This window comes from Halomonas sp. BC1 (assembly GCF_002078135.1).
In the GTDB taxonomy this organism is placed as follows: domain Bacteria; phylum Pseudomonadota; class Gammaproteobacteria; order Pseudomonadales; family Halomonadaceae; genus Vreelandella; species Vreelandella stevensii.
The window spans coordinates 604,012-614,022 of record NZ_LFGS01000019.1; the positions used below are offsets into that span (position 1 = coordinate 604,012).

Below are 10,011 nucleotides of genomic sequence, written 5' to 3' on the forward strand. Positions count from 1 at the left end.
CTATATTGTGCCGTAAGCCTGGCGTCAAGGCAAAAAAGCTGGCCTGTTTAACGAATTAAAGGCCGCCAGTGGCGCCCGTCCAGCACCTCGATGGGTGAAAACGCCTGCTTATAGCGCATCTTGCGGCACTCCTCTATCCAGTAGCCCAGGTAAAGGTGCGGCAACTGTCTGCTTTCGCAAAGCGCGATGAGCTGCAGGATGGCGTAGGTACCCAGCGAACGTTTTTCCAGCGCGTCGTCCACTTTGAAAAACGTGTAAATGGCCGACAGCCCGTGCTCCAGCTGGTCGAAGGCGGCCACGGCCACCAGCTCATCCTCGAGGCGCAGCTCCATCAGATGGGCGTAGGGCTCCTGCAGCGTCAGGAAAGTACGGTACTGGTCACGGCTGGGCGGGTACATATCACCGTCGGCATGGCGTAGCCGAATATAATCGGCGTACAGCGCGTAGTGGCCGGGGTCGAAGTGGGCAGGCATGACGCGCACCGTGATATCCGTATTACGTTGCCAAACCTTGCGCTGGGTGCGGTTGGGCCTGAAGCCGTTGACGGGAATGCGCACCGAACGACATGCATTGCAGCCTTCGCAGTGTGGGCGGTACAAGTGTCGCCCGCTGCGACGAAACCCGAGCAGGGATAGCGAGTCGTATACCCCGGGGACAGGCGACTCTTGCGGGTCGAGAAATAGCGTGGTCGCTTCCTTGTCGGGAAGGTAGCTGCAGGCATGAGGAACGGTCAGGAAGAAGCGCAGATCCCGCACGGGGCGGCGAGGAGCGTTACTACTCACGGCTTGCCTCCTTGAAGTGGATAGTGACGCCATCATCTCGCCTCGATGGCATTCGGCAGAGCATTAAGCCAGGGCGAGGCGGGCACGACAGGCGTCTGATCAGGGGTTGAGGGTAAGCAGAATGTTTTTTCCGGTAACCACTGTTCAAGATAGTTGATGAACGTGCGGCGAGCGACAGTTGTTGCGCCCAGGCTGGCCAAGTGGGGGGTGTGCATCTGGCAATCGATCAACTGGCCGCCATGGGACTGCATGGCATATGCCAGGTGGGCGAGAGCGATCTTGGAGCCATCGGGTACGCGCGAGAACATGGATTCGCCGAAGAACACCGGCCCCATGGCCAGGCCATACAGGCCACCCACCAAATTCCCCGCCTGATGCACTTCGATGCTATGGGCGATGCCCAGAGTATGTAGGGTGTGATACGCGTGGCGCATCTCGGCGGTGATCCAGGTGCCGGGTTCGCCCCGGCGCGGCGCCGCGCAGGCATCCAGCACGGCTAAAAAGTGTTGATCCAGGGTCACACTGAAGCCACCATGGCGCAGGCGTTTAGCTAAGCTGCGACGTAGCTTAAACTGTGCAGGCAATAACACCATGCGTGGGTCCGGGCTCCACCACAAAATGGGGTCGTCATCGCTGTACCAGGGAAAAATACCCTTTCGGTAAGCCTCGACCAGCCACGCTGGGGTAAGCTCTCCACCGGCAGCCAGCAGGCCGTTGGGCGACGCCAATGCCTGCTCGGTCGACGGGAAAAAAGGGGTTGGCGAAGAGAGCCAGGGTAGCATCGCTTGCTCCTGTGACATGTAGCTTGATTAGAAGCGCTGTGACGGCGGAAGGATGCTCGGTATGATGCCAACTCGCAAGTGGATTAAAGACACCAGTGTGGTGTAAAGGGAGAATCGCTTGAAAGTAAATAAGACGGTAGACAAGCGAACGCAGCGTAACGCGCGCCAGTCGCCATCTCGTTCATCGACGCGTGTCACGGCGGCAAAGGACAAGGCGCGCCGGTTCGGCCTGCGCCTGCAGGGCTCGGCCCGTGAAGGCGTCGTGGTGGTGATGTTGGCCATCTGCGTCTTCTTGCTGTTATCACTGTTTAGCTATCACCCGGCAGATCCGGGCTGGTCTTACCAGGGGCCTGAGACGCAGGTACGTAACTGGATGGGCCCGGTCGGCGCCTGGCTGGCCGACGTGCTCTATTCACTGTTGGGGGCCAGCGCTCTATGGTGGCCTGCCATGTTTGGCTATTCGGCCTGGTGGTTGATGCGCTCACGCCAGGTGCGTTTCGAGCTGGACCCGGTGGCCATTGCCGTGCGGGCGGGTGGCCTCGTGCTGCTGATGTTTGGCACCACCACGCTGGGTGCACTGCATTTTTATCATCCCAACAGTATTTTGCCTTACGCTTCTGGAGGAATTCTGGGAGAAGGGTTGGTGGGGACGCTGAAGCCGCTGGTGGGCAGCGGTGGGGTGGGCTTGATTGCTGCGGCGTTGATTCTGATTGGTTTTCCGCTGTTCAGCGGTACTTCCTGGCTGCAAGTGGCCGATGAGGTAGGGCGCAGGCTCTGCCGAGTGGGCGGCTGGTTCAGTGCGCGTCGTGCCAAAAGCCGCGAAAAGCGTGCCGAACGTGCAGCCGTTCGCGCGGCGGGAAAAGCGGCGGCCAGCAAGGTGAAAAAGCGCTCCTGGGTCGAGCCCAGCGATACCAGTACCGACCCAGAGCCCGCCCCGGACGATGCCTTCTATGCCACGCCCGAACCTCAGGGAAGCAGTACACCCATTTCAGCCCGCCGTGGCGATGACGAGGTAAGCGAGCGCTCACCTGCGCCGCGTCGTGAGCGCCGCGAACCCAGTTTTACGGCAACGGCTCCCGATAGCGATATCTCCATTCCTTGGGAAGCAGCGGCCGTGTTGAGCGAGCGCCATGCTGCACCGTCGAGCGCCTCATCGGCCCCGAGCCCCGAGCCAGCTGCACAGGCGCCTGCTGCGCCTGTGCAGGAGGAGCGCGCCCCCGAGGTTGCAGTACCTGCCAGGGCGTTCGTCGAGGAGTCGGTCGAGCCGTCGCATGAACCAATGATGTCGTTTTCCGCCACGGAGACGCCATCTGCCGCGTCGCAGCCGACAGCGCCCGACTCAAAGATTGACGAGCCGACAGTCGATGAACCGGTGGTCGATGAGCCAGCTCTCGCTGAATCCGTGGCCGATGAGCCAGTGTCTGAGGAGGCGCCGCTGAGGGCCTCCCGAGAAGACGATGCTGCGCTGGCCGCGCCCACGTCGCTGAGCGCCCGCGACCCGGACGATGAGACACACCAGGAGGCGCCGCTGGCCGTCGTTCCCGAACATCTGGCTGCATCGACACCGGCTGAACCGACCCCGGTGCGCTTGGCGGCAGAGCCACGCCGCGAGCGGGTGCCCGAGGTCGTGCCCGAGCCGGTATGGGACGAGGATGACGAAGAGCTGCCCGTCAGCCCAGCACCGGTGGCGGCAGGGCCACGCCATGAGCCAACCCTGGCGGCAGATACGCCGCCGCAGGCAGAGCCCGATAACGGCCCTACGCTGTGGACCGTCGAGCATCTGCAGAGCCAGCGGCCCAGTTTCGAGACCCACGCCGAGCCCGAGGGGGAGGTGCCCAGCCTGCAACTGCTGACCCCGCCCGAGCCCCATCAGCCCAACTATACCGACGAGCAGCTGGCGGACATGGCCGAGCTGCTGGAAGTCCGGCTGCGTGAATACGGGGTCAAGGCAGAAGTGGTGGACACTTGGCCTGGGCCTGTCATCACGCGTTTCGAAATCAAGCCAGCCGCCGGGGTGAAGGTCTCCAAGATCAGTAACCTGGCCAAGGACCTAGCGCGTTCGCTGATGGTGAAAAGCGTGCGCGTGGTCGAGGTCATTCCGGGCCGTCCTACGGTCGGTATCGAAATACCCAACCCTCATCGGGCTATGATTCGGCTGCGTGAAGTGATCGACTCCGATCGCTACCAGCAGGAGAGCTCACCGCTGACCATGGCCCTTGGCCAGGACATCGGTGGCGGACCCGTGGTCGCCAATCTGGGTAAGATGCCGCATCTGCTGGTGGCCGGTACCACCGGATCGGGTAAGTCGGTCGGGGTCAATGCGATGCTGATCTCGATGCTGCTGAAGGCCAAGCCTGACGAGCTGAAGCTGATCATGGTCGACCCCAAGATGCTGGAGCTGTCGGTATACGATGGCATCCCGCATCTGCTGGCCCCCGTGGTGACGGACATGAAAGAGGCCGCCAACAGCCTGCGTTGGTGCGTGGCGGAAATGGAGCGTCGTTACAAGCTGATGGCTGCCATGGGAGTGCGCAACATTGCGGGCTTCAATGGTCGGCTGGAGGAGGCCGCCCGCGCCGGTGCCCAGGTGGCGGACCCCCTGTGGGAGCCGGAGCCCTGGGAGATGCACCAGACACCGCCGATACTGGAAAAACTGCCCTATATCGTAGTGGTCATCGACGAATTCGCCGACATGTTCATGATCGTGGGCAAGAAGGTGGAGGAGCTGATTGCCCGACTGGCCCAGAAAGCCCGGGCGGCCGGTATTCACCTGATTCTGGCCACCCAGCGCCCTTCGGTGGATGTAGTGACGGGCTTGATCAAGGCCAATATTCCCTCGCGGATGGCGTTCCAGGTCTCGTCACGGATCGACTCGCGCACCATTCTCGACCAGGGCGGTGCAGAGAGTCTGCTGGGGCATGGCGATATGCTCTACCTGCCGGCCGGGTCGGGCCCGCCCAACCGGGTCCATGGCGCGTTCGTGGATGATGATGAAGTGCACCGGGTCGTCGATGACTGGAAGCGCCGCGGTGAGCCGGAGTACATCGACGAGATTCTGTCGGGCGGTGTTTCAGCCGATGCGCTGACGGGCCTCGAAGCCGAAGGCGTAGAGGGTGACGATGCCGAGCAGGATGCGCTGTACGATGAGGCGGTCCAGTTCGTCACGGAAACGCGCAAGGCGTCCATCTCGGCGGTTCAGCGCCGTTTCAAGATTGGCTACAACCGCGCGGCACGCCTGGTGGAAGCCATGGAAGGGGCAGGCGTGGTCTCCTCCATGGGGGGCAACGGTTCCCGCGAGGTGCTGGCGCCGCCGCCGGTGGGCCATTGAGCCATCGGTATTCGTCAATCATGCAACAAGCGTGAAAGTCGCGCCGCAGGTGCAACCCTGCGGCGTTTTTCGCGTCTGAATGGCATCAGGAGCAGCGCTTGCTCCGTGCCTCATCCGCTTTTGGCAATGACTGCCTAGGGAGAATCACTATGCGCGAACCTACTCAACGTCGCTCGCCTGCATTGGCATTGGCTGCTAGCGCACTGGGGCTTACCTTTGCCGCACCCATGGCCTGGGCCAACGAAGCGGCCGAACGCCTCACCGAGCGTCTCGACCCTCTCGAGAACTACCATGCCAGCTTCGAGCAGCGGATTCTCGATGGCAGCGGCCAGCGCCTGCAAAGTGCTCATGGCGAAATGTGGCTGTCACGTCCTGGCTTGCTGCGCTGGGAAGTCGACGCTCCTTATTCGCAAACCGTCGTGTCCGATGGGGAAGACGTTTACCTGTACGACCCGGACCTGGAGCAGGTCACCGTTCAGGCCATGGATGACCGTGTCACGCACACGCCGGCGCTACTGCTTTCCGGAAGTGCCACCGAGCTGACGGCCAGCTACGACGTGTTCTACGAGCAGCAGGATGGCGATGACGTCTTTACGCTGATTCCCACCTCTGCCGATACGCTGTTCGAAGAGCTCAGCATGGTGTTCGACCAGCAAACCCTGACCGAGCTGTGGATGATGGACAGCACCGGGCAGCGTACTTCGATTACCTTCAGCGATATCACCCGCAATGGCAGCATCGACCGCAGCCTGTTCGACTTCGACATCCCGGACGGCACCGACGTCATCCGTGAAGAGTGGTAGGCAGCGTGCTTGCTGTTTAAAACGCTCTTTCCGCTTGGCATCTCTGTATTAGCACCTCTTGATCAGGCACCTTCGGGTGCCTGATCTGCTTGTTGGTCCTGCTGTGCTCGCCAGGCCATGATCTCGGCAAAGCGTTTCTCCTGACCCAGCTCACTGGGTTCGTAAAAGCGGGCTGCTGGTACTTCGTCTGGCCAGCAATCGTGTGCGCTGCCTGCCGGGTAGCCGTGGGGCTCGTTATGGGCGTAGCGGTAACCTTGCCCATGGCCCAATTGCTCCATGAGTTTGGTTGGGGCGTTACGCAGGTAGCTGGGGACTTCCAGCTGAGGCTGCTGTGCCACGAACTGTCGAGCACTTTTCCAGGCCTGGTCGACCCGGTTGCTCTTGGGGGCCACTGCCAGGTGAATGGCGGCATGGGCAATGGCGCGTTGGCCTTCGTAATCACCCAGCCGCAGGTAGGCATCCCAGGCGGCGATCACCAGTGGCAGTGCCCGTGGGTCGGCATTGCCCACATCTTCCGAGGCAATGGCCGTCAAACGGCGCACGATATCCAGCGGATCGCCGCCTCCCTGAAGAAAGCGCGCCATGTACAGCAGGGCGGCATCCGGGCGCGATGAGCGAACCGACTTGTGAATGGCCGACAGCAGGTCGTAGTAGGCATCCCCCTGTTTGTCGAAGGCGCTAGCCTGGTGGCCCACCACGTCGGCCAGTACCGCCTTACGCAGCACTTCCCGGCCTGCGATGGCGTCGGTGAAGTCGCAGGCCGTCTCCAGCAGCCCCAAGGCCCGCCGGGCATCGCCAGCGCTGGCGTGGGCCAACGCTTCCAGCACCCCCGGTTCCACCTGAATGCGCCGTTTGCCGAGCCCTCGGCTGTCGCTGTCGAGGGCCTGCTGCATCACTTGCATCAGCTCTTGCTGAGAGAGCGCCTTGAGCACGTAGACCCGAGCGCGGGAAAGCAGCGCCGAATTCACCTCGAAGGAGGGGTTTTCCGTGGTCGCGCCGATCAGGGTCAGCAGCCCTGACTCCACGTGGGGCAACAGCGCGTCCTGCTGGCTCTTGTTGAGCCGATGAATCTCATCCAGAAACAGCAACGTGGGTGTCTGACGCTGGCGGGCGCCCTCGACCACCAGCCGAATTTCCTTGACCCCGGCCATCACGGCACTCAAATGCTCCAGGTGCGTTTCGGAGGCGCGGGCCAGCAGTTCGGCCAGGGTGGTCTTGCCCACGCCGGGGGGGCCCCAGAGAATCATCGAGCGAACGACACCCGATTCGGCCATGCGGCGCAGCGGCTTGTCTGGCCCCACCAGCGCCTGCTGGCCAACGTATTCGTTGAGGGTTAGAGGGCGCATGCGATAGGCAAGCGGCGCCTCTTCGGTGGATTGAGTATCAAAAAGATCCATGGCAACTTCCGTTGTAAATCGTTACGTTGAACATTCAATGCTTAACAAGTGTCTGTGGTAAGTAGCGCTACGTCAGGCTACCTTTGGGCGTAACTGGGAAGTTCTGCATTGGTTGGCCAAATCCCCAGGCGCAAGACAAGGATTAACGCTAGTGTAGTAGAACCCTGATCATGGTCGCGTACCCTGGTTTCGGTAGGGGAAGCACGGGGTACGATACTTATCAAAGGAGACGGCAAGATGTTAAACCAACTGCGTCTGGATCATGCCAATATGGCGCGCATGCTGCATGTGCTTCAACTCAAGCATAAAACGCTGGCCGAAGGAGAGCGGCCTGACTTTCAACTAATGCGTGAAGTGGTCGACTACATCTTGTCTTACATGGATGGTTTTGCCGCGCCTCTCGAACGAATCTGCGTCGAGCGGCTGCAAGCGCAAGCGACGGAGCATCAGCCGCTGATGACCCAAATGGCCGATGACTACCGTGAGCTCAAGCCTCGGTTGATGCGCCTGTCCCATGATATCGATATGATTCTCATGGACAACATTCTACCCATGGACCGTTTCGCGGACGACCTGAAGTCGTATCTGGAAGCGCACCGCGCCTATCTGCGCCACGAGCGGGAAGGGCTGTTCCCGCTGATCGACCAGCACTTCACGTCCGAGGAGCTGGAAGAGCTGCGCCAGGCGCTGCCGGAAGGTGCGGAGAAAGAACTCGAGCGTTTACAGCTGGCCTATCCTGAGCTTTACGCCGAGTTGCGCGGTGCCGAGGTGCCCTCGCTGTAATTCCCGCGGTCTCCCCCTTCAGCGCTGCACGGGGCGTGTTAAACTAGCGCCCCGTTTTGATTATCTATGCAAACGTTCATGCAAAGAGGGCAGCGCAGGGTGGGCAACGTATCCCCAATATCGATTGATCGGCTGGGTAACCACTGATGCCCGGCCCCGTACTGGTGTTCGACTCTGGTGTGGGTGGGCTCTCTGTGGCTCAGTCGCTGCGTCAGCACTACCCCCACGCCTCGCTGTGTTACGCCTGCGATAATGCCTGGCTTCCTTACGGTCTGCGCGATGACGTGGTGCTGGCCAAGCGTATCGTGGACGTTTGCCAGGCCGCCGTGGCCGCCTGCCAGGCCAGCGTGCTGGTGGTGGCGTGTAACACGGCCAGCACGCTGGCGCTGGAAGCGCTGCGTCAGGCGCTGGCGGTGCCGGTGATTGGTACGGTGCCCGCCATCAAACCCGCCGCGCAGGTCAGCACGACGCGCCATATTGGCCTGCTGGCCACCTCGGCCACGGTCAACCGCCCTTACACCCAAGGATTGATCGAAAGCTTCGCCAGCGACTGCCGCGTCACGCGGCTGGCAGCAGACCCGCTGGTAGTGGAAGCCGAAGCCTGGTTGGCGGGAAAGCCGCTGAACGCCGCTCATATTCAGCAGGCGTTAGCCCCGCTTTGGGAGGCGACCCAGGCGACCCCTGCCCTGGATACCGTGGTATTGGGGTGCACGCACTTTCCGTTGCTGCAGCCGCTGCTGGTGTCACTCTCCCCCGTACCGCTGGCCTGGGTGGACTCTGGAGACGCCATCGCGCGGCGCGTTGGACAGGTAGCCGCCACGCTGATCAGCAGCGTGCCGGATGGCCGTTGTTTTACCACGGCGCCCGCTGCTGCCCTGGCCGATGGCATGGCGCGGTACGGTTTCAGTGCCCCCCAGCTGCTCGCGCTGCCCGACGCTGATTAACGGTGAGCCGCTGCCGCTAAGTTCAATTTTCCAGTCAATAGGAGCCACCTTGGCCATCCCTACCGTCGATCCGGCACGCTACGCCGAACAGCTGGCTGACAAACAAGCCTACGTGGAACAGATGTTCGCGGACTTTGCGCCGCCTGGGCTCGAAGTGTATCCCTCGCCCGCCAGCCATTATCGGCAGCGCTGCGAGTTTCGTATCTGGCATGAAGACGATGATCTGTTCTATGCCATGTTCGAGGTCGACTCTGACAACCCCAAACAGAAGCGGGTCATTCGTCTGGACCAGTTTGCCGTGGCCAGCGAACGCATCAACGAGCTGATGCCGCAGTTGCGGGATGCCTTTCTGGCCAGCGATGTGCTGCGCCGCCGGCTGTTTCAGGTGGAGTTTCTGACCACGCTGTCGGGAGAAGCGCTGGTCACGCTGATTTACCATCGTCCGCTGGACGACGCCTGGGAAGAGCAGGCGCGTGCTCTGGAAGCCGAGCTGGACATCATGATCATTGGCCGTTCGCGCAAACAGCGCCTGGTGCTCAGCCGTGACCACGTCTGGGAGCGCCTGGAGGTGGATGGCCGTACGCTGCACTATCAGCAGGTCGAAAACAGTTTTACCCAGCCCAATGCGCATATCTGCCAAACGATGTTGAGCTGGGCCCGTGAGGTGACGGCCGGACGTCAGCAGGAAGACCTGGTCGAGCTTTATTGCGGAAACGGCAACTTCACCATTGCGCTGGCGGAGAATTTCCGCCGCGTGCTGGCCACGGAAATTTCGCGTACCTCGGTGGCCAGCGCCAATGTCAACCTGGAAGCCAACGGGATCAACAACGCGCACGTGGCGCGCATGTCGGCAGAGGAGTTTGCGCTGGCGCTGAAAGGCGAAAAAGCCGGACGGCGAGTGGCGGAGATAGGGCTGGAGGATTACCGTTTCTCCACCGTGCTGGTCGACCCGCCCAGAGCCGGGCTGGACGAGCAGAGTTGCGAACAGCTCAGCGAGTACGCGCAAATCGTCTATATTTCATGCAACCCGGTCACGCTTGCCGACAATTTGGCGCAGCTCACCAAAACCCATCAGATCGAGCGTTTTGCTTTGTTCGACCAGTTTCCGTTTACCCACCACTGTGAGTGCGGGGTGCTGTTGACACGGCGGAGCGCTTGAACGCAAGTGTCATGGGCCGCTTGTCAATAGTGC

The 10,011-nt window shown here is 61.6% G+C and carries 8 protein-coding genes; 5 read left to right on the forward strand and 3 right to left on the reverse strand.

What is annotated here, in order from left to right; translation table 11 throughout:
- Window positions 1-47 precede the first annotated feature (47 nt).
- Window positions 48-782 carry an arginyltransferase gene (locus tag B7L72_RS16865; RefSeq protein ID WP_081195605.1) on the reverse strand — a complete coding sequence of 245 codons (735 nt, stop codon included), beginning with the start codon at window positions 780-782 and terminating at the stop codon, window positions 48-50.
- 32 nt (window positions 783-814) lie between these two features.
- Window positions 815-1,564: a leucyl/phenylalanyl-tRNA--protein transferase gene (aat, locus tag B7L72_RS16870; RefSeq protein ID WP_081195606.1), complete on the reverse strand. Its 750-nt coding sequence runs from the start codon at window positions 1,562-1,564 to the stop codon at window positions 815-817.
- Between the two features lie 118 nt (window positions 1,565-1,682).
- On the opposite strand from aat, the gene B7L72_RS16875 reads away from it, so the two are divergent.
- Window positions 1,683-4,892: a DNA translocase FtsK gene (locus tag B7L72_RS16875; RefSeq protein WP_081195607.1), complete on the forward strand. Its 3,210-nt coding sequence runs from the start codon at window positions 1,683-1,685 to the stop codon at window positions 4,890-4,892.
- Window positions 4,893-5,041: 149 nt separating this feature from the next.
- Window positions 5,042-5,695, forward strand: a complete 654-nt coding sequence (gene lolA / locus B7L72_RS16880) for an outer membrane lipoprotein chaperone LolA (RefSeq protein WP_016914486.1) — start codon at window positions 5,042-5,044, stop codon at window positions 5,693-5,695.
- A gap of 62 nt (window positions 5,696-5,757) precedes the next feature.
- On the opposite strand, the gene B7L72_RS16885 is transcribed toward lolA, so the two are convergent.
- Complete coding sequence (locus B7L72_RS16885) at window positions 5,758-7,092, reverse strand: replication-associated recombination protein A (RefSeq protein ID WP_081195608.1); 1,335 nt, start codon at window positions 7,090-7,092, stop codon at window positions 5,758-5,760.
- 237 nt (window positions 7,093-7,329) lie between these two features.
- Between B7L72_RS16885 and B7L72_RS16890 the strand changes: the two genes are divergently transcribed.
- The 3 genes from B7L72_RS16890 to trmA all read left to right on the forward strand — a co-directional run bounded on the left by B7L72_RS16890 (window position 7,330) and on the right by trmA (window position 9,978).
- Entirely contained in the window at window positions 7,330-7,875 is a 546-nt protein-coding gene (locus B7L72_RS16890) for a hemerythrin domain-containing protein (RefSeq protein ID WP_081195609.1), read from the forward strand.
- A gap of 146 nt (window positions 7,876-8,021) precedes the next feature.
- Window positions 8,022-8,819 (forward strand): glutamate racemase, encoded by a 798-nt coding sequence (murI, locus tag B7L72_RS16895; RefSeq protein ID WP_081195610.1) that lies wholly within the window; start codon window positions 8,022-8,024, stop codon window positions 8,817-8,819.
- A 49-nt stretch (window positions 8,820-8,868) separates the two neighbouring features.
- Window positions 8,869-9,978 (forward strand): tRNA (uridine(54)-C5)-methyltransferase TrmA, encoded by a 1,110-nt coding sequence (trmA, locus tag B7L72_RS16900; RefSeq protein WP_081195611.1) that lies wholly within the window; start codon window positions 8,869-8,871, stop codon window positions 9,976-9,978.
- Window positions 9,979-10,011 lie beyond the last annotated feature (33 nt).